This window comes from Paracoccus sp. (in: a-proteobacteria), assembly GCF_046289755.1.
Lineage (GTDB): Bacteria > Pseudomonadota > Alphaproteobacteria > Rhodobacterales > Rhodobacteraceae > Paracoccus.
The window spans coordinates 1-18477 of the sequence record NZ_JBKBVD010000058.1; the positions used below are offsets into that span (position 1 = coordinate 1).

At 66.4% G+C, this 18477-nt stretch carries 17 protein-coding genes; 3 read left to right on the forward strand and 14 right to left on the reverse strand.

The genetic code is table 11. The features are described 5' to 3' along the window. Nucleotides 1-380 precede the first annotated feature (380 nt). On the reverse strand, nucleotides 381-1112 hold the full coding sequence (locus ACK41U_RS16650; RefSeq protein WP_409682523.1) for a Crp/Fnr family transcriptional regulator: 732 nt from the start codon (nucleotides 1110-1112) through the stop codon (nucleotides 381-383). 143 nt (nucleotides 1113-1255) lie between these two features. Between ACK41U_RS16650 and ACK41U_RS16655 the strand changes: the two genes are divergently transcribed. After that, nucleotides 1256-1675, forward strand: coding sequence for a hypothetical protein (locus ACK41U_RS16655; RefSeq protein ID WP_409682525.1), 420 nt, complete (start codon nucleotides 1256-1258; stop codon nucleotides 1673-1675). Here ACK41U_RS16655 and ACK41U_RS16660 read toward each other — a convergent pair. From ACK41U_RS16660 to ACK41U_RS16685, 6 genes are all read right to left on the reverse strand, one after another. Next, on the reverse strand, nucleotides 1582-2370 hold the full coding sequence (locus ACK41U_RS16660; RefSeq protein WP_409682528.1) for an adenylate/guanylate cyclase domain-containing protein: 789 nt from the start codon (nucleotides 2368-2370) through the stop codon (nucleotides 1582-1584). The two genes, ACK41U_RS16655 and ACK41U_RS16660, sit on opposite strands and share 94 nt — an antisense overlap. A gap of 33 nt (nucleotides 2371-2403) precedes the next feature. Continuing rightward, nucleotides 2404-3357: a hypothetical protein gene (locus tag ACK41U_RS16665; protein WP_409682531.1), complete on the reverse strand. Its 954-nt coding sequence runs from the start codon at nucleotides 3355-3357 to the stop codon at nucleotides 2404-2406. Nucleotides 3358-3391: 34 nt separating this feature from the next. Next, entirely contained in the window at nucleotides 3392-5641 is a 2250-nt protein-coding gene (locus tag ACK41U_RS16670) for a pyridoxal phosphate-dependent decarboxylase family protein (protein ID WP_409682534.1), read from the reverse strand. A gap of 87 nt (nucleotides 5642-5728) precedes the next feature. Continuing rightward, on the reverse strand, nucleotides 5729-5908 hold the full coding sequence (locus tag ACK41U_RS16675) for a hypothetical protein (protein WP_409682537.1): 180 nt from the start codon (nucleotides 5906-5908) through the stop codon (nucleotides 5729-5731). A gap of 72 nt (nucleotides 5909-5980) precedes the next feature. After that, complete coding sequence (locus ACK41U_RS16680) at nucleotides 5981-6463, reverse strand: heme-degrading domain-containing protein (protein WP_409682540.1); 483 nt, start codon at nucleotides 6461-6463, stop codon at nucleotides 5981-5983. Nucleotides 6464-6567: 104 nt separating this feature from the next. Then, complete coding sequence (locus ACK41U_RS16685; RefSeq protein WP_409682543.1) at nucleotides 6568-7737, reverse strand: glycosyltransferase; 1170 nt, start codon at nucleotides 7735-7737, stop codon at nucleotides 6568-6570. A gap of 108 nt (nucleotides 7738-7845) precedes the next feature. Between ACK41U_RS16685 and ACK41U_RS16690 the strand changes: the two genes are divergently transcribed. Then, nucleotides 7846-8748, forward strand: coding sequence for a DUF4422 domain-containing protein (locus ACK41U_RS16690; protein WP_409682546.1), 903 nt, complete (start codon nucleotides 7846-7848; stop codon nucleotides 8746-8748). Nucleotides 8749-8787: 39 nt separating this feature from the next. Here the strand turns inward: ACK41U_RS16690 and ACK41U_RS16695 are convergent, their stop codons facing one another. From ACK41U_RS16695 to ACK41U_RS16720, 6 genes are all read right to left on the reverse strand, one after another. Then, nucleotides 8788-9279, reverse strand: coding sequence for a CYTH domain-containing protein (locus ACK41U_RS16695; RefSeq protein ID WP_409682549.1), 492 nt, complete (start codon nucleotides 9277-9279; stop codon nucleotides 8788-8790). 13 nt (nucleotides 9280-9292) lie between these two features. Beyond that, on the reverse strand, nucleotides 9293-10048 hold the full coding sequence (locus ACK41U_RS16700) for a ParA family protein (RefSeq protein ID WP_409682552.1): 756 nt from the start codon (nucleotides 10046-10048) through the stop codon (nucleotides 9293-9295). Nucleotide 10049: 1 nt separating this feature from the next. Further along, the gene (locus ACK41U_RS16705; RefSeq protein WP_409682554.1) at nucleotides 10050-11576 is read right to left on the reverse strand and encodes a CHAD domain-containing protein; all 1527 of its coding nucleotides are present in this window, start codon (nucleotides 11574-11576) and stop codon (nucleotides 10050-10052) included. Between the two features lie 129 nt (nucleotides 11577-11705). Beyond that, nucleotides 11706-13379 (reverse strand): ABC transporter permease, encoded by a 1674-nt coding sequence (locus tag ACK41U_RS16710; protein ID WP_409682557.1) that lies wholly within the window; start codon nucleotides 13377-13379, stop codon nucleotides 11706-11708. A 9-nt stretch (nucleotides 13380-13388) separates the two neighbouring features. Beyond that, complete coding sequence (locus tag ACK41U_RS16715) at nucleotides 13389-14342, reverse strand: ABC transporter substrate-binding protein (protein ID WP_409682560.1); 954 nt, start codon at nucleotides 14340-14342, stop codon at nucleotides 13389-13391. A gap of 3 nt (nucleotides 14343-14345) precedes the next feature. Beyond that, the gene (locus tag ACK41U_RS16720) at nucleotides 14346-15443 is read right to left on the reverse strand and encodes an ABC transporter ATP-binding protein (protein ID WP_409682563.1); all 1098 of its coding nucleotides are present in this window, start codon (nucleotides 15441-15443) and stop codon (nucleotides 14346-14348) included. Between the two features lie 411 nt (nucleotides 15444-15854). Here ACK41U_RS16720 and ACK41U_RS16725 point away from each other — a divergent pair, with 411 nt between their 5' ends. Then, the gene (locus ACK41U_RS16725) at nucleotides 15855-18053 is read left to right on the forward strand and encodes a rhamnogalacturonan lyase (RefSeq protein WP_409682565.1); all 2199 of its coding nucleotides are present in this window, start codon (nucleotides 15855-15857) and stop codon (nucleotides 18051-18053) included. 59 nt (nucleotides 18054-18112) lie between these two features. Here ACK41U_RS16725 and ACK41U_RS16730 read toward each other — a convergent pair. Continuing rightward, a partial coding sequence (locus ACK41U_RS16730; protein WP_409682568.1) for a LuxR C-terminal-related transcriptional regulator occupies nucleotides 18113-18477 on the reverse strand: 365 nt, incomplete at its 5' end.

Sequence of the window (18477 nt, forward strand, 5' to 3'; positions counted from 1 at the left end):
AGCTGCTGGGTGATCCCGATCGCCGCGAGGCGCTGGCCGACAGCGGGCCGGGCCGGGCGCGCGCCTATGATGTCGCCGCGTTTGCGCAGGGCTGGGGCAGGCTGCTGGACGAGGTCGCCGCGCGCCGGGGCTGATGTCGCCGGCCACACGCTATCCGCCGCAGTAACGTGCCGCTTTCTTGCATAGGTTGTTCCCTGCGGAACATCGGGCGCTGCGTATTCCGGGCTAATTGTCGCAGGCAGGCGACAGGGTGGCCCGTACGGACCACCCCACCCGCCTGCTGTTTTTGCGTCTATCGCAAGTGTCACCAGTTGCCTTGTTGGACGGCTGCCCCGCTTTGGGGTGGTCGTCCGTTTTGATCTGGCGGGGTCCGGTCCGGCTCAGGCCGGGGGGATGTCGCCATCGGCCATGCCCGACAGCCGCTCGACATTGCAGATCAGCGTCGTGCCCTCGCGCCGGACGGCCCCGGTTGCGGCCAGCGCCTGAAAGGCCAGACTGATCTTCGGCCGCGAGGCGCCGAGGATCGCCGCAATCTCGGACTGGCTGAGGCCGAGGTCAAGGCGCCGCTCGCGCCCCTCACCCGGCGCCTGCACCACCGCATAAAGCAGAAAGCGCACCAGCCGCGCCTGCAGATCATAGAGCGCGATGGACTCCATCTGAAAATTCGTCCGGCGCAGATGTCGCGCCAGATGCCGCGCCATGGCCAGCCCGACCTCTGGCCTGCGCCGGGCCACAGCCTCGAACCGGGCGCGCGGCAGGATCAGGCAGCGGGTCTCTTGCATGGCAGTGGCGTCCGCCGAACGCGGATGACCGTCCAGAAGCGCCATTTCGCCCAGAATCTCGCCGGGTCCGAGGGTCGTCAGCACGATCTCGCGGCCCTCGGCATTGGACAGCGACAGCCTGATCCGACCGCCCGTGACCGCCAGCAGATGATCGCCCGCATCCCCGCGCGAAAAGATCAGCGTCCCGGCAGGCCAGTGCGCCATGTGCAGGCCCGCCGCCAGATCGGCCAGACTGTCCGCGCCCAGATCGCAGAACAGACGGCAGGCACGCAACGCGGGGGCATGCGCGGCCTCGGGCCCGGATGCATCGGTTGCGCCGGGGCCGGTCATGCCCGCGTGCCGCCTGCACGGGTTTGTGCACCGCGCCGCCGCCGGATGTCTCTGGGTGTTCCGCAAGGAACAGACAGCGGCAGGCCATCCGGCGATCCTGATCCCGGCGACGAGACCCCGTCCCCCGAGGAGGAGCGACCCAGATGATGACCAGCACGCCCACAACCCGCCCGATGGCTGACACCGACAGCCCGGCAATGCCCGCGTTTCTTGCCAGCCTGATCACGGCGGTGCGGTCCCGGTTGCGCCCCGCACCTGTCACGGCCCAGGCCGATCTCGAGCGGCTGGCCGAACTGTCGCCGCATCTTCTGGACGACATCGGCGTCGATGCCGGAACGCTGCGGCCGGTCGAGGTCGCGGACCGCACCGGGGATTCGCCGATCCTGTCCGACATTGCGGCAATCCTCGCCGCGCGACAGATCCCGGGCGACCGCTGGCCCGCGATCCTGCGCGACCATCCGGCAGCCGCTCACAACACCGCCACCTCGACCGGCGCCTCGACGCCCTTCAGCGTTTCGGTCCGGCGCGCGCCTTCCGGCATCGGTGCGCCTGCTGCGGCATAGGTCGCGGCGCTGACCAGCACCTCGCCCGGCGCGGCAGCGGCGGCCAGACGGGCCATCACATTGACCTCCAGCCCGAAGGCGCTGATCCCCTCAAGGCGCCCCCCGGCCCCCGACACCGTGCCGATAAAGATCTCGCCGGTATGGACCGCGACCCCGATCGGCGCGCCCTTGCCCTCGCCGCGCGTGGCGATCATCTGGCGGGCCAGACCTGCGGCCCGCAACGCCTTTTCGGCATGGGCCTCGCCGACAAATCCCGGCGGCCAGACCGCAAAGACCGAGTCGCCCTGAAACTCCAGCAAAAAGCCGTCGGTCCGGTCCAGAACCTGCGCCACCTCGTCGCGCATCGCGATGACCATATTGGCGTAGTCGCGGGCCGAAAGCCGGCCCGACAATTCGACCGAGCCGCGGATGTCGACCATCATCATCGACATCGGCACCTCGGCCCCGCCGGGGAACGCATCCAGAAACCCGTCGCAGGCGGTGCAGTATTGCGGGTTGCGCTCGGATGCGGTCAATCCGCGCCTGCGCATCAGCCAGCCGCCGATGCCGCCAAAGGGCGCCTCGCACAGCTTGCAGCGCGGGTTGCCGGGCAACCGCTGATAACGTCGCTGTTTTCCCACCAGCACCGGATGTCCCTTGGCAAAAACCGTGTGCCACAATTCCTCGTTGCCGTCCTGTCTTGTCAATGTCGACATGATCTGACCTCTGCTTTCCGAACGCCGCCAAACTCAGGTTTCAGTGTTGAGCACCATCGCCGCCGGGGTCGGGCTGACCTCAAGGCAGACCTGATCGGGGCGCAATGCATCAGGGCTGCTGATCACAGCGGTGCCATAGAGATACGTCTCGCCCGGCATGACGGTCAATGCGGGCTGGATGCCGCGATACAGCAGCTGCAACGGCTGATCGGGCGGAATCGGGTTGGTGCCGGGGACAGTTTGCCCGCCGCCCTCCTTGTGACGCAGGCGGATACCGGGCGCGGACAGCGCCATCCCCGCCTCGAACTGGGCATCGTCCAGATCCGGCGGGCGCTGCCGCAGGCTCAGCACATGGTCATAATCGGGCCCAAAGGACAGCCCCTCGAACCGGCCCGAGTGCTGATAGGCCGATTGCAGGTTGGTCATATGCGCCTCATTGCCCCGGCCCCACAGCAGATAGGTGGCAAAGTCGGGCGGGGCGTGGTGATGGACAAAGGGGCGGAACATCACGATCCGGCCCAGTTCGACCGAGAAATCCGTCAGCAGCGGGCGCACGCGGTCGGCGCTCCATGGATAGAAATGCGGGTCTTCCTCGGCCTTGTGACTGAAGGGCGGCAGGCCCTGAAAGATCTGCGCGCGATACGAGGTCCGGCGCCCCGAGGCCAGATCGGGGATGGTGAACGGGTCCGCCGCATCATTCGACAGCACGAACCAGTCGCGGGGATGGCGGCGGCGGTGACCGTCCAGCGCAGCGGCAATGGCGGGGGGAAAGCGGACCTCGAAGATCAGCTGGTACTTATGCTCTTCCATGTAGAACTGCGTCATGTGGACGGCAAAGACGGTCTTGTGCCCGACCAGCGTCATCGCGTGCTGATGGGGATGGTTGCGGATGCGCGGGCGCATCATCAGGTCATGGTCCATCCCCTCATGGCCATCATCGCTTCCGCAATGCCCCCTGTGTTCCTTCATCGTCTCATCCGCCATCATGGCCCCTCTTTGGTGTGTTGCCCGGCCCTGTCCATCATGCCGGGGCGATCCCGTGGCGTGCCATCACAGCCTGGGCCGCGCTGCTGGCGGTATCCGACAGCACGTCGCGCAGCGTTTTCAGCACATCCCCGCCCCCGGCCTCGCTGAGCCACGGGTTCTGGGTGGTGGAAATCAGAAAGCTCATCGCCAGCCCGGCCTGCGGCTGCACGCCCGCGCGCGCGGCGAAATCATCGACAAATCCCTGCCCGTATGTCTGCGGGTCAAACTCGGACGAGGTGATGAACATCGGTGTGACCGGCACGGTCCCGCCATTGAAGGACTGCAGGCTGAGGCGGCGATAGATCAGGTCGTTCATCTCGTTCATCAGCACCGGGTCACGGTTCGGCCCGCCGGCCTGCACAAAGTTGAACGCATAGGCCGCGATGGTCAGGTCCGGCCCCATGTCGCGGAACAGCGCATAAAGGTCGGCATCCTCGCGCAGCGCGTCGACCAGATCGGCATCGGCCAGCGGCAGGATGTCGTTGCGGATGCGGTGCTTCTGCGCGGCGATGTCGCTGGCGGTGGCACCGGGGGTGGCCTCGGCGGGCAGGCGCTGGAACGGGGTGAGGGTAAAATCCGGCCCCTCAAGACAGACCAGCATCGCGAAAAAGCGCTTGGCGTTGAACAGGCAGCGCGCCAGCAGATCGCCATAGCCCGACCGGTCGGTGCGGATGACCCGATGCGACAGATAGACAGAGGCCGCCGCCGCGCCGGGTTTCGACCCCTCGATCCCGTAGACGCCCACGGTCGGATCGACGCCGCCGTGAAACACGACCGGCGCCGTGAACGACACCATGTCCCGCATCGCGCCGTTGCGATAGCACAGCGCGCCCGCCGGATAGGGGGCAAAGCCGGATTTGTGCGGATCGACCGTGATCGTGTCCGCGCCCGGCAGCGCGCGCATCTGCTGCCGCACATAGGGGCTGAGCATCAGGCCGGGGCTGTCCTTGCCGTCGCCCAGAAGCAGCGCACGCCGCGCGTCATCCGCCGGTTCGGGGACATGTCCGGCGCCATGATGCCCATGCGGCGCGCGCAGCATCGAGGCGAAATACCCGCCCCAGGCGCCATCCGCATGGACGCTGAACTCCATCCCCATGGCGCGGTATTCGTCGCGGATGGCCAGAATATCCGCCAGCGGATCGACGGCGCTTTCTTCGGTCGACCCCAGCACCGCCGTCACCTGCATGACCGGCTGCTGCGCATCCAGACAGGTATCCAGCACCGCACGCAGCGCGACCATATCCATCCGCCCCGACAGATCGACCCGGATCATGCGCAGCGCCTCGCGCCCCAGCCCGATCAGCGACATGCCCTTGGGCCATGAATAATGCGCCGTCGCCGGGGCCAGCAGGACAGGCGGGTCCATGTCGGGCAGGTGCCGCCGGTGAAATGCGACCAGCCCGACGGACTGCACCGAATGACGCGCCAGCGCCGCCTCGATCACCTGCGGCGGGATGCCCGACACCGCCGACACGCGCGGCGCCAGGCCGATCACCTCGTCCAGCGGCAGGTTCATCACCTGCCAGGGCGTCAGGTCCAGAAGCCGGGCGCGCCCGCCGCCCGGCAGTTGCACCGAGACCGCGCGGGCGGGCGCCAGATCAGGCTCGGCCCTGAGGGCTGCGGCCATCGCGGGCGCGAAATACTTGAGGTTGCGCGCCGCCCACAGGCTTTCGGCATTCGCCACCGATCCGTCGCAGGTGATATGCCCCCAGGGCGTGACCGCGCCTTCGGACTGCTGGGCGGCAGAGGGCTGGGGATAGCCCAGCATCCGGCACAGGTCGCGGCCCACCTCGATCTCGAACAGGGTGGTGGCGGGGCTGGCCTCGGCCGCGACATTGTTCTGGTTATAGGGCAGCGCGGCGATATAGCCCAACAGCGCGGGCATCGTCTGATCCCAGTACATATGCGACAGGTTGCGATGGCTGGCCAGCGGCACCGAGCCGCGCAGATAGCCCAGCATCTCGTCCAGCCGGTCGGTCAGGAACTGCTCGGAGGCGGCAAGGCGGCCGGACCCGTCATCGCGATGGGTCGGGGGATCGCCCGGCATGTAATCGCGGCGAAACGCCATGTGCGCCGCCAGTGCCCGGTCGACCAGCCGCATGAACAGATCGCCATTCTCGGCGCGCGGGCCGATGAACCACATCTCGGGCGTGCGGTCGCCCGTGCGGTCCAGCCCCAGCTGGTCTTGCGTCTGGATCTGTGTCAGCGACGACAGCAGGGGGCGAATGCGTCGCCGTCGCTCCATGGGTCAGCTCCTGCGTCGTTTCCGGTCCTCATCCGGCGACAACATAGCAGATATCCCCCTGATTGGTATCAAATCTTTACCACGCTTTCAGCCGCGACGGTCCGCGTCGCCGGCCGTGTCCGGCGGGCTGCCCGGTTCGATTTTTGCGGGGTTCATCTGGTCGAATTCGTCGGGCGAATGGGTCGTGCCGTGGTGTTCGCCCTGCCCGTTCCGGCGCTGTGGTTGCGGGGATTCGGGGTCGGGCCTGTCATCGGTGCCGGGGGTCATTGCCGCTTTCTCCTGCTGCCTTGGGGTGGTGCAACCGGCAGAAAGGCGGTTTGTTCCGGCAACCGGGCGGGCTCAGACGGCGCCCAGCCCGCGCAGAACATGCTCGATGGCCTCGACGGCCATGGCGTGATCATCCGCCTGTGGCAGGCCCGATACGGTCACAGCCGCGATGACGCGCCCGTTGCGCAGACGCACCGGGACGCTGCCACCATGAGCGGCGAAATCAGCGGCAGGCAGTCCCTGATCGGCGCCGACGGTTTCCACGCCCTTTTGCTTGTATTTCAGCCCGACGGCATAGGATGAGCGGTGGCAGCGCAGTGTCACATTCGACTTGCGCCGCGCCCATTCGTCATTCTCGGGGGCAGATCCCGGCAGGGCGGCGTGGAACAGGGTCGCATCCGGGGTCCGGATGTTGATGACAACGGGCAAGGCGCCGTCGCGCGCCTTGTCCACCAGCGCCTGCCCGATCGACCAGGCCACGTTCTCGTCGAAATGAGGGAAAGTCAGCCGCTCTTCGCTGTCGGCAATCCGGGCCAGAATGTCTTGATGCGTCATCGGGGTCCTGCCCTTGTCAGAGATGAGGATGTTGTATCAAGGCCGGGCGCAGCAGCAAGGGCGCCCGGGCCCTTCCGCGCAGGAACGGCCTGGTGCTGCGGGCATCAGGCATCGGAATGCGCTGTGGGATGCGGCCCCTCGCCCTCCAGCAGGGCGGCGGCCAGGCGTGCGTTCGTGCGGTCCTGATCATAGACGGCGCAGGCATGGCGCCGGGCCGCGCGTGAAAAGGCCGCGAAGGTGGCCGGGTCGCTCAGCCGGTCCAGCGCGTCGGACCACTGCGCCGGATCGTTGCCGGGCAGCAGAAAACCCGTCTCGCCGTCGATGATGGCGCCCCGGATTGCGGGCCGGTCCAGAACAAGGCAGGGCAGACCGCTGGCCTGTGCCTCCATCAAAGCGGCGGGCAGGCCCTCGTGATATTCGGACGGAAAGACCAGCACCGAGGCATTGCGATAGAATGCGGCCATATCGCTGACCGGGCCGCATGTCTCGATCAGACCCCCGGCGGTCCAGCCCCGCACGTCATCCGCCGTGATCCCGCCATGCGCCGAGGGGATGCCCGCAATGGCCAGCCGCCAGTCCCTGCCCTGACGTTTCAGATGAAGCGCAAGATCCAGAAACAGCCCGATGCCCTTTTCCGGCACCAGCCGCCCGACAAAGATCAGCCGCCGATGGGCCAGCGGGTCGGAGGCGGGGTGAAACAGCGCGGTATCGGTGCCGATGCCCGGCAGCATCAGCGCATCCGTCCGGTCGGGATGCACCTTCTGGATCAGCGCCAGATCGCGGGGATTGAGCAGCACCCACCGGTCGACGGTCCGGGTCAGCCGCCGGAATACCCGCCGTTTCGCGCCGCCCTCCGGGTGCAGAAGAAAGGACAGCGCAGTGCCCAGCCCCTCCATCAGCGCCACGATGCGCGGCCGCCGCCCGGTCAGCCGCAGCGCGAGACGCACGATCACCGGGGCCAGCACAATCGGCTTTGCGTTGAAACAGCACACAATCCCGGGGCGCGTCTGCCGGATCAGCCGGAACAGCCGCCGCATCGGCGCCAGATCGCCCGGCCCCGGCGGCGTTGCGTGATCGCCGCCCAGATCGACCCAACGGACCCCCGGCATCTGAAAGCGGGCAAAGATGCCGTTCTCGCGGTCGCCCCAATAGGCGCAGATCACCTGACAGCCGTGCTGGCGGACCAGCCTCTCGATCAACGCCCGGCGAAAGCGGCAAAAGGGCATGAGGCTGCCGCCCACGAACAGCACCACCCTCTGCGTTTCCTTCGACATTGATCTGTCCTTCCCCGCGCGCGTTTGCTAACGCTCCGCAAAATTTTACGGGGCGCGCTCCTTTTGCAGATACCTACGCGAATGCGGCAAACCGCTACAACACCGGGCATGAGGCGCGCGCCCGAAAACGTGGACATGCCCGCCGAACCCCGGATCTATATCGCCTATCACGACCGGCGCCCCGTTCTGACCGGAGCGCATCTTTGCCCCGTTCAGGTTGGCCGGGCGATGGCAGGGTTCACGCTGCCCGGCGCGCAGGGGGACGAGACGGGCGACAATATCTCGGCGCTGAATCCCGAATATTGCGAGCTGACGGCCCATTACTGGGCGTGGAAGAACGACACCGGCACAGGGCCCGTGGGGCTGATGCATTATCGCCGGTTGTTCGACCTGTCGGGGCGGCTGAACCCGCGCGGGCATCCCGAACGCTATGTGCTTGACTTCGATCCCCGGTCCTATGCCCGTGACGTGGCGCAGTATTTCGCCTCGACCGAGGCGGCGGGCATGGACCTGATCGTGCCGCGCCCGGCGCGTCTGCTGCGGCCCATCCTGCGCCAGTACCGGCGCCATCACCGCATCGGCGACTTTACCACCATGCGCGATGTCATCGCCGAGCGGCATCCCGGCTTTCTGCCCGATATCGACCGCATCCTGCACGGGCGCCGGTTCATCATGGGCAATATGTTCATCATGTCCCGGCGGGTTCTGGATCACTACAGCCGGATGATGTTCGACATCCTGCACGAGACCAGCATCCGCCTGGCCGACAGCCCGCAGCGCCCAAGCGGCTATCAGCGGCGCTATCTGGGCTTTCTGTCCGAGCGGATCATGACCGCCTATGTGCTGGGCAACCACCTGCCCGAAGCCTTTCCCGACCTGCGCATGGCCTATCGCGGAATCGCCAATATCGACGCGGGCATCCCCCGGCAGGCCGGACCGCTGCGCCTTGCCCGGTTCTGCCTGCAGCGCCGCCTGACGCTGAGGGATGCGCTGCGCGTGATCCGGGACTGAGCCGTCCCACCGGGCGTGGCGGCTGGACCGGCGGGCCAGCTAGCCGAACAGCTCGCGCACCACGCCTGCGCCCGAAAGCGCCAGCGACTTGTTGCGGAACCGCTTGTCGTCGCTGACATCACGGCCGAACCAGTCCGGCGCCACAAAGGCGGCCGCGTCCTGCAGCGTCGCAAACTCGACCTCGACCGTCAGCAGCGGCGCCAGATCGCCGGCATAGATGTCCAGCTCATAGCGCAACCTGTCGGACAGGTGACCGGTCCAGCGGGTCTTCTCGATCCGCCGGCCCTGCGTTTCCGGCCACAGCTCTTCAAATTGCTGCGGCTCCAGCGTGATCTCGCGTTCCGTGCGGACCACGCCCTCGCCGGTCTTCACCGACAGGACATAGCTTTCATCGGATTGCCGCAGCCGCAGCTCGACCGAGTCGTCGGGTGCGGTCACATAGCCTTGCCGCAGCAGGGATTTGTGTGCCCGCGAAAGGTCAGGCATGACGGAGACAAGAAACTTGCGCTCGATTTCCTGGTCGGTGCTCATCTCGTTTTCCCTTTCACGTCAGCGCCTGCAGCTCTTGAAAGACGTCCTGATAGGCGCGGGATGCCGGGCGCGCGGGGGCGAAGGCCAGAACCGGGGCACGGTGGACGCCCATGCGCTCGACATCGGTGGAAAACGGCACGGCTGCCTGCAGAAACCGCTGGGGATAGACCTCGCGCATCCGGGCCATCGTCTCTTTGTGCAGCGCCTTCTGCCCCTGCACCATCGAGAAAAACCCGACCACATTGCGCTTTTTCGATTTCTTCGTGTCCGTCTGATCTTCGAGAAATTCGATCAGCTGTTCAAACGTCCGCTCGGACAATGTCGTCGGAATGACCGGCACCACAATCATGTCTGCGGCGTCGAACACCGTTTCCGACAGCATCGAGATATTGGGCGGGCAATCCAGAACGATCACATCGTAATCGCTGCCCACCGATTTCAGCGACTTTTTCAGGCGGGACCGGCTGTTTTTCATCCGCGACAGGAACACGTCGAAATCGCGAAAGGTCATATTGGCGGGCAGGATATCAAGATTGTCGTAATCGCTGCCCCGGATCGCCTTGGTGAACCGCTCGACATCCTCGAAAAACGCCTCGTTCTCCAGCTTTTTCGAGGGCTTTACCCGGAAATAGAACCCCGAGGCGCCCTGCGGGTCCAGATCGCACAAAAGGACGCGTTGTCCCGCTTTGGCAAAGGCATAGGCCAGATTGACCGAAGCGGCGGTTTTGCCGACCCCTCCCTTGTTGCTGTAACACGCAATGATTTTCATCTCAGCCCCCCTTGCTGTGAAACAGGTCGCGGAATTTTTCCTGCATGTCCGGGCTGTCGAAATGCGACAGGTTGGACATGACCTTGGCGCGCTCGTCCTTTTGTCGTGCGTGCAGCACGGCAATCAGCGCGCCGATGCTTTGCGCCAGCACCAGATCCTGCGCGCCGGTTTTCGAGGCCGGGCCGGGCATAAAATCCCCAAGCGCCTGCTGCTGCACCGAATAGTCATTGAACAGACCCAGATTGTCCTGAAGTTTCTTCAGCGGTTTCAGAATGGGCCCAAGGCTTTTTGCCGGCAGAAGCGGGGCGAAGAATTCCAGCAGATACCGCAGTTTCTTGCAGATGATCCGCAGTTCATGGACATGTTCGTCGGCAGTATCATCGCCGATGGTGGCGGCCACGGCGCAGACTTTGCGATAGCGTTTCCAGATCAGCTTGCAGGCATAACCAAGCGCCTGCTGGTCTGCCTTGGGCCCCCGGCCCAGATCGCCGTCGGGTCCGAACATCGCCTCCAGTTCGGCAATCGCGGCCAGATATGCGGCGCTGTTCATACGGCGCGCCATCTTGCGGTGCTCGCGCTGACGCTCTTTTTTCATCATCGCGAACATCAGGGACAGTCCGTCATGCAGGCCCTCGGGCAGCATGGCGTAGTAGTGGTCGCGTTCCAGCAGGTAGACGTCCAGATCCCGCAGCCGCCCCGTCGGCGCCATCATGTCGGAAAAGGCCGCCTTCAGCGCGGCGGTCTGCGGTTCGGAATAGACCTCTTTGAACAGGCTGACGACCGACCTGATCCGACGCAACGCCACACGATAGTCGTGCAGGAATTCCGTGTCGTGATCGGCGTTGATCCCGGCCTCATTGCGGCGGGCAACCGCCAGATTGGCAGCGATGATCGCATTGGCGGCGTCAAACGCTGTGCAATCGGGCGTGATCGCCACCTTCGGTTTCGAGGCATAGGGCGAATTGCCGGGGAACATCAGATCCGGCAGATCCGCGATACCGGCCCCGTCCGGCGCCGCAAAGGCCACCAGATGGGACCGCAGCGCCTCCAGCGCGCTGTCATATCCGCGCAACCCCCGCAGCGTTGCAAGGGTCACGGCTGCGCCCCCGCCCGCGGGGTGCAGGGTTGCCAGATCGGCCCGCGCCTGCGTCTTGCCCTCATCATCGGTCAGCACCAGTTGCCGGTGGCTGACCGTCCCGGTGCCAAGGCTCAGCAATGCGCGCAGGGGCGACAGGTGCAGCAGCGCATCCTTGACCGGCCCCGGCGCAAGGTCGGCCACAAACGCGCCACGGCGGCGGGCATCCTGCAAAAGGGTCGCGTCGCCATCATACAGCATCAGGCTGCGGTCCGTCTCGATCAGCATCTGACCGCCACTGCGGACCGCCTGATCGAACGTGTCCAGCACTGCGAAGCTGGCCGTGGACACGGCAGTCGCCTGACCCAGATCCAGCCCCCCGATCCGCGCTCCGAGGTCGTCGTCGGTCAGATCACCTGTCAGAATGAGAAAGTCACCGGCGGAGTTGTTCAACGTTTCTTGCTTTCCGGTCTGCCATATCTGCCGGAACATTCCGGCCGATATGACAGATTTTTATGCACGATGAACCGGGATGTCGAGCCGCTTTGCCCGACCATGCCGGGCTTTGCCGCAGATAAAGCGCTATAGCAGGCTGCCCCTGCGGCCCATCAGCCCCAGCAGGACCAGCGGCAGCGCGGTGGTGATCAGGATGGTGACCAGCGCCATGGCCATGCCAAGCCCCACTGATCCCTGTTCGAACTGGCGCCAGATATAGGTCGAGATGGTGGACACGCCCACCGGCGCCACCACGACCGAGGCGACCAGTTCGCGCGTGGCCACCGCAAAGACCAGCAGCATCGCGGCCAGCAGGCTGGGCATGATCAGCGGCAAGAGGATGCGGCGGAACGCGACGAGGGACGAGGCGCCGGACACCCGCGCCGCCGCCTCTAGGTTGTCGCCGATCTGGTGGAAGGCCGCCGTGGCATAGCGCACCGGCTGCGGCAGCAGGATGCAGCAATAGGCCAGCAACAGGACCAGCGCCGTGTTATAGGGGGTGACGGGCAGCCATGGCTGGTTCCAGGCGAGGATCAGCCCGACCGCCACGACAATCCCCGGCAGGGCATTGGGCAGGATCGTCAGCACGTCCAGCACACCGCGCCCGCGCACCTTTGATTTGACCACGGCATAGGCCGACAGGGCGCCCAGCACGCCGGTCACCAGCGCCGCCGCCACGCCAAGCGACAGGCTGGTCGTCAGCGCCCGCAGTGCCCCGGTCGTATCGCCCAGAATGGCGGTGAAATTCGCAAACCCGAGGTTCGACCATGCCAGCCCCCCCGAGATCGTTTTGGACAGCGCGCTGACCAGAATCGCCAGGATCGGCAGGCCGGTCGCGACAAAGGCCACAAGCGCAAACAGCGCCAGCACCGGCAGTTTCCAGACACCCAGCTCTCGTTTCGTGCTGTCCTGCGGCTTGCCGGTCGTGGCGACATAGGACCGGCGGGTCAGGATCCAGCGTTGCAGCACAAAGGCGCCGAAGGACAGCACCACCAGCACCAGCGACAGGATCGCCGCCCCCGGCAGGTCGATGGGCCAGTCCGACACGCGCAGGTCGATGGCGGTTACCAGCACATCGAACCCGGCACGCCCGCCAAGGGCGGCGGGGGTGCCGTATTCCTCGATCGCCATGGCAAAGACCAGCAGCAGGCTGGCCGCCAGCCCCGGCGTCGACAGCGGCAGCGTGATGCGCCAGAAGGCGCGCGCCGGGTTGGCGCCAAAGACCCGCCCGACATCGGCATAGCGCGAGCCGACCGTCTCGACCGTGCGCGAGACGGCGAAATAGACCACCGGAAAGCAGTTCAGCGTCATTACAAAGACGATGCCGGGGACCGAGAACAGGAACGCCGCCAGATCAAAGCCCAGCAACTGTTCCAGATAGCCGCGCGGTTGCAGCGTCATGATCCAGCCCAGCACGGCGATATAGGGCGGCACCATGAAGGGGATCAGGAACAGCACGTCCCAGACCACCGCGCCCGGCACCCGGAACAACGCGCGGGCCACCGCCAGAGGCAGCGCAATCAGTGCCGACAGCACCACGACCAGCACGCCCAGCAGCAGCGTGTTGGCGGTCATGCCGATCAGTTTGGGATCGCCAAGCGCACCGCCAAGCGCCGAAAAGGGCGCGGCAAGCGAGCCGCGCCCCAGTTCGGGAAAGACCGCCTGAAGCACGATGAACAGGAACGGCACGGCCACGACCAGACCAAGGCCCGCCGCCGCAATCAGAACGGCGGGGCTGATCCGGTCGCCTGCCTGTGCCATGATCTGTCCTTACTGCGCGAAGGCGCCGGCGAAGGCGTCCAGCGTCTGGGCGCGCATGCCATAGACCGCTTCGGCATCGACCGGCAGGATGTTCAGATCGGCGATCAGCGGACGGTCTGCGGCCACATCGCTGCGCGCGGGCATCAGGTTTTGCGCCGCCACGAGGGCCTGACCGGCATCCGACAGGATGTAATCGACGAACATCTTGGCCTCATCCTGATTTTGCGACCATTCCATGATCATCACCGGGCGCGGCGCAATCACGGTGCCGCTTTCGGGAAAGATCACCTCGATCGACTCGCCCTTGGCCTTGCCGTTGAACGAGATGTAATCGACCGCGCCGAACACGGCGGCCTTGGCGCCTTGCAGCACCGGGTTCAGCGCTTCGGCATTGGCCCCGGCGATGACGGCGCCATTGGCGGCAAGTTCTTCGAACAGGCCCATCCCCTCGGTCCCCGACAGGGCCGCGACCAGTTCAAAGGCCGAGCCGGATTTGGCCGGGTCGGGCAGGTTGACCAGATCCTTGTATTCGGGCTTGGCCAGATCGCTCCAGTCTTCGGGCTTGGGCGTGCCGGAGGTGGGGTTCCACGCAATCGCCAGCGCCGAGACGCCCTGCGCCACCGCCGTCTCGGTCTTCAGGAAATCGGGCACCATGGCGGCGTTCGGGCTGGTATAGGGCACCAGCCAGCCCCGTTCGGTGAAATCGGTGGCCGTATCCCACGAGGCCGAAATCAGCACATCGACCGCCGGATTGGCGGCCTCGGCCTCGATCCGGGCCATGACCTGCCCGGTGGTGGCCTGAAAGAACTCGACGCGCACGCCGGTTTCGGCGGTAAAGCCCGCGGCCAGTTGCTCGATCAGCGCGGCGGGGCCCGCGGTATAGACGGTGACATCGGCCAGGGCAGCGCCGGCGCCCAGCAGGGCAGACGCCGCGACAGTGGCGCGCAGGGTGGTGTGCAGCATGGGTTAACCTCGTTCGGAAAGGGGGGTGGTCCGCGCCGCAAACCAGCGCAGACGGTCGGAGATGATCTCCAGCCCGACGCGCTCACCGATGCGCATGCGGGTATCGCTTGTGATCTGGACGGTCTGCGGCGCGCCCGCCAGACGCACGGTCACGGCATAGGCGGTGTCGCGGAACATCGCCGCCACGACCTCGCCCGTCAGGGGCGCCGTGCCGGGTTGCGCCAGCCGCAGCGCGCGCGGGGTCGCCAGAACCTCGGCGGTTGCGGCATCCGGCCCGCCAAGCGGCCCGAGGGGGTGACCCGCAAAGTTCCAGCCCTGCCCGTCGCGGGTCAGGGGCAGCATCGCGCCCAGCCTGAGGAATTCGGCCACTTTCGGACTGGCCGGATGTTCGACCAGATCGTCGGGCGCGGCCAGCTGCGCGATCTGCCCGGCCTCCATCACCGCGACCTGATCGGCCAGCGTCAGCGCCTCGGACTGGTCATGCGTGACATAGATCGCCGTCAGCCCCAGCCCCCGGATCAGCGCGCCCAGTTCCGCCACCATCGTCTCGCGCAGCTCGCGGTCGAGATTGGACAGCGGCTCGTCGAACAGCACGATGCGCGGCTCGGCCACAATGGCGCGGGCAATCGCCACGCGCTGCTGCTGCCCGCCCGACAGGGCCGAGGGGCTGCGCGCGGCCATCGCCGCCAGCCCGACCCGGTCAAGCGCGGCGGCCACCCGCGTCTCGCGCGCGGCGCGGCCCACGCCCGCCATTTCCAGCGGAAAGGCCACATTGCCCGCGACCGTCAGATGCGGCCACAGGGCGTAATCCTGAAACACCATGCCCAGCCCGCGCTTTTCGGGCGGCAGAAAGCGGTCCGGCCCGGCCACGACCTGCCCGTCGATGGTGATCTGGCCGGTGGTCGGCGCCAGCAGCCCGGCCACCAGCCGCAGCAGCGTGGTCTTGCCACAGCCCGAGGGGCCCAGCAGCGCCAGCGTCTGGCCGCGCGGCAGGGCAACATCTATCCCGCGCAGGATTTCAGTCTTGCCATAGGCCAGCGACAGCGCATGCGTCGCAATGGCATCCGCGCCCTCAAGGATCTGTTTCTTTTCAATATACAATGATCTTGAACCCCGGCTGCGCTGAGTTGCCTTAGCCGCCATCGGTGACTGTTTGATGACAATCGCGCCGTTTCATCCAGAGGTTGTCTGCCCGACCCGCAGCCCGTTTCAGCACTGAGCAGGTCCCGGCGAGGGTATGATCCCGAAAAATATGGAACAGGCATCCGCCGGTCAGCAGCATGTGCGCCAGAATCTTCTGAAGCCGATAATTACGCAAGAAGGGTTGCCTCAAAATGAAGTTTGTGGTCGTTTCATCATAAATGGAATGCTGTTCCGAATATCTGAACTTTGATGTTCGGGCCGGGATGGGAGGGCTGGTGTGCCTGCGCTGCGTCTGTGGGACGGGCATGCCGGACATGGACTGATACCACCGCGCCGCAGGCGCATCACTCAGGGGGGAGGAACCCACGAATGAACCGGACCAAGCTTTTGGCAACTGTAGCACTGACGGCGCTTGCCACGCCTGCCATGGCGCAAAGCGGCGATCGCGGGCTGATCGCCGTGCCCGTCGAACAGGGCGTCTATCTGGGCTGGCAGCTGTTGCGGGCCGATGTCACCGGCGCGCTGCCGGACCGCCTGACCGGCCCCACCTTTACCGTTCTGCGCGACGGCGACCCCATCGCCGAGATCGCCGACAGCACCAATTTCGTCGACCCCGACGGCACCGCCGACAGCCGCTATGCGATCCGCGTCGGCGATGAAACAACCGCCGAAGTCGCGCCCTGGGGGGCGATGCATCTGTCGATCCCGCTTGATCCGCCGCATGACGGCGTGACCCCCTCGGGCGAGGCCTATAGCTATGCCGCCAACGATGTCTCGGTCGGGGATCTGGACGGCGACGGGGTGCTGGACATCGTGCTGAAATGGGACCCCAGCAATTCGCGCGACGTGTCGCAGCGCGGCTATACGGGGCACGCCTATCTGGATGCCTACAAGCTGGACGGCACCCGGTTGTGGCGGATGGATCTGGGGCCGAACATCCGGGCGGGGGCGCATTACACCCAGTTCGTCGTGGCCGATTTCGACGGCAATGGCCGGGCCGAGGTGATGCTGAAAACCGCGCCGGGCAGCCGCGACGGCACCGGCGCCTTTGTCCCGATCCTGCCCGAAGACGCTGCCGCAGGCGTCACCGATGACGATGACTACCGCCTGTCGGCGCAGGATTACCGCGACCATCTGGCGACCATGTTCGAGGACTGGACCGACCACCCCGAGGTCACCTCGGGCCGCTGGCCTGCCACTGCCGAACTGGCTCTGGGCCGCGAGCCCGCCTTTGACAGCCCGCTGTCGCGCGCCGATGCGGTGGCGCTGGCCGACTGGTTCATCGCGGATCACGCGCCCGCCCGGTCCGACCGCAACCGGCTGGACGAATTCGAGGGCTTTGTCGTCAGCGGCCCGGAATATCTCAGCGTCTTTGACGGCGCCACCGGGGCGGAACTGGACACCGTCGCCTATACGCCGGGGCGCGGCGATGACGGGCTGATGTGGGGCGATTACGCCATGTCGCGGATCGAGCCCGCCAACCGCGTCGACCGCTTTCTGGCCGTGCCCGCCTATCTGGACGGGCCGGACCAGACCGCCTCGGGGATATTCGCGCGCGGCTATTACACCCGCTCGACGCTGGCGGCCTATGACTGGGACGGCACCGCGCTGGCGCTGCGCTGGTTTGCCGACAGCGGCCATGTGCCGATGGACAACCCCTTTGACGCCGCCCCCCATGGCCTGCCGGGCAGCGATCCGCTGATGGGCACGCTTGCCAATCAGGGCTTTCACTATATGTCCCCGGCCGATGTCGACGGCGACGGCGCGCAGGAGATCGTCTATGGCGGCGCCACGATCGACAATGACGGCACGCTGCTTTATTCCACCTTCGCCACCCTGCCCGAAGGCTCGGCCAATCCCGGCGCCCGGGTGCCTCTGGGACATGGCGACGCCATGCATGTCGCCGATATCGACCCCGACCGCCCCGGACTTGAGATCTATACCGTCCACGAGAACGGCCCCAACGCCCCCTACGGCCATGTCCTGCGCGATGCGGCCACGGGTGAGGTGCTGTGGGGCGAATATACCGGCGTCGATACCGGGCGCGGCATGATCGGTGACATCCGGCCCGATCTGCCGGGCCTGCAGCTCTGGGCCTCGCGCCCCGGTGCGGATACCGATGCCGATGCGATGCTGCGCGACGTGCGCGGCGCCCCGGTCGAGGGCGCCCTGCCGGGCACCAATCAATCGGCATGGTGGGCGCCCGACATGACCCGCCAGATCGTGACCGGCGCGGGCGACGAGGACGCGGCCCTGACCGATGGCGCCGGCAATGTGCTGGTCCGGTTCGAGGGCACGCGCACCAGTAACGGCACCAAGGGCAACCCGGCGCTGGTGGCCGATATTCTGGGCGACTGGCGCGAGGAAATCCTGCTGCGCAGCACCGACAGCACCGAACTGCGCATCTATACCGCGACCGAGCCGACCGACCGGCTGCTGTATACGCTGCGCGATGATCCGCAATACCGGATGGGCGTGGCCAGCCAGCAGACCACCTATAACCAGCCCGCCTATCCGGCGTTTTACATCGGCGCGGATCTGGATTTCCGGACGGTCCCACTGGACTGACCCGGCTGGCCCCTGCGCTGGGGGCCAGCCTCACAGGCCAGCCCTGGGGGCCAGCCGCTTCAGATCAGGTTCATCCGCACGGCCTGACTGACCGCGCTGGTGGTGTTGCGCACGCCCAGCTTTTTCTGGGCGCTGTCCAGCCGCGCCTTCAGCCCCGACACGCTGATGTCCAGCAGTTCCGCCGCCTCGCTCTGCCTCAGGCCCTTGTGCATCAGCTTCAGGGCCTCAAGCTCGGTCTCGGACAGGGCCACGCGGGCGCGGGTAAACATATGCGCCCAGGATTCGACCTTGGACATCAGCAGCGTCATCTCTTCGTCCGTCAGTTCGCGGTCGGGCCGCGCCAGCGACAGGAACGAACGCTTGGCCCCGATCTTGGTGACAAACGTGGCCCCATAGACCAGGCCATGGTCCGCCGCCTGCTTCA

Bases quoted from the DNA above. Each gene is read 5' to 3' on its own strand.
- ACK41U_RS16710 (WP_409682557.1), bottom strand. From the start codon at position 13,379: ATGGCACAGGCAGGCGACCGGATCAGCCCCGCCGTTCTGATTGCGGCG.
- ACK41U_RS16670 (WP_409682534.1), bottom strand. From the start codon at position 5,641: ATGGAGCGACGGCGACGCATTCGCCCCCTGCTGTCGTCGCTGACACAG.
- ACK41U_RS16695 (WP_409682549.1), bottom strand. From the start codon at position 9,279: ATGAGCACCGACCAGGAAATCGAGCGCAAGTTTCTTGTCTCCGTCATG.
- ACK41U_RS16660 (WP_409682528.1), bottom strand. From the start codon at position 2,370: ATGTCGACATTGACAAGACAGGACGGCAACGAGGAATTGTGGCACACG.
- ACK41U_RS16690 (WP_409682546.1), top strand. From the start codon at position 7,846: ATGAGGCGCGCGCCCGAAAACGTGGACATGCCCGCCGAACCCCGGATC.
- ACK41U_RS16675 (WP_409682537.1), bottom strand. From the start codon at position 5,908: ATGACCCCCGGCACCGATGACAGGCCCGACCCCGAATCCCCGCAACCA.
- ACK41U_RS16655 (WP_409682525.1), top strand. From the start codon at position 1,256: ATGATGACCAGCACGCCCACAACCCGCCCGATGGCTGACACCGACAGC.
- ACK41U_RS16700 (WP_409682552.1), bottom strand. From the start codon at position 10,048: ATGAAAATCATTGCGTGTTACAGCAACAAGGGAGGGGTCGGCAAAACC.
- ACK41U_RS16685 (WP_409682543.1), bottom strand. From the start codon at position 7,737: ATGTCGAAGGAAACGCAGAGGGTGGTGCTGTTCGTGGGCGGCAGCCTC.
- ACK41U_RS16715 (WP_409682560.1), bottom strand. From the start codon at position 14,342: ATGCTGCACACCACCCTGCGCGCCACTGTCGCGGCGTCTGCCCTGCTG.
- ACK41U_RS16680 (WP_409682540.1), bottom strand. From the start codon at position 6,463: ATGACGCATCAAGACATTCTGGCCCGGATTGCCGACAGCGAAGAGCGG.
- ACK41U_RS16650 (WP_409682523.1), bottom strand. From the start codon at position 1,112: ATGACCGGCCCCGGCGCAACCGATGCATCCGGGCCCGAGGCCGCGCAT.
- ACK41U_RS16725 (WP_409682565.1), top strand. From the start codon at position 15,855: ATGAACCGGACCAAGCTTTTGGCAACTGTAGCACTGACGGCGCTTGCC.
- ACK41U_RS16665 (WP_409682531.1), bottom strand. From the start codon at position 3,357: ATGATGGCGGATGAGACGATGAAGGAACACAGGGGGCATTGCGGAAGC.